Source organism: Streptomyces sp. DH12 (assembly GCF_020873895.1).
In the GTDB taxonomy this organism is placed as follows: Bacteria; Actinomycetota; Actinomycetes; order Streptomycetales; family Streptomycetaceae; genus Streptomyces.
Genome location: NZ_JAHWGT010001381.1, coordinates 1 through 417, shown reverse-complemented (window position 1 = coordinate 417; position 417 = coordinate 1). Strand labels below are relative to the sequence as shown.

The 417-nt window shown below is 71.0% G+C and carries 2 pseudogenes; both read left to right on the top strand.

The annotated features are described in order from the left end of the window. Positions 1–105 (top strand): annotated as a pseudogene (locus LPA54_RS40175) (LuxR family transcriptional regulator); the annotation flags it as partial. Between the two features lie 100 nt (positions 106–205). Then, positions 206–417 (top strand): annotated as a pseudogene (locus LPA54_RS40170) (hypothetical protein); the annotation flags it as partial.

Genomic DNA, 417 nt, shown 5'->3' with positions numbered 1-417 from the left:
TGGGAGGGCCGCACCGGCGACCTCCTCGTCATCCCGGACGCCCGGCACGGGCTGGAGGCGCTGGAGGACGCGGCGGTGCTGCTGACGGTGGCGAAGAAGGGCTGACGTCGGTGAGCTTCGACGACTGACGGGCCCGCGCCCCACGCGGTGACGGCGCGATGGCACGATGTCGGCACGTCATCGACCGAAGGGGGACGCCGGCGACATGGCCCGTTACATGGAAGCGCTGACCGTCGAGCGGGGCGGTTTCCGGATCAAGGTGCCGGAGAGCTGGTGGGAGTTCGACGTCCGGCCGGAGTCGCGCGACGACTCGATCCACCGCATGGTGAGCGAGCGGGTGCGCGCACATCCCGAACTCGAGCCGCACCGCGACACGTTCGTCTCCTTCCTGCGCAAGGCGGCGGCGGACGCGTGGAA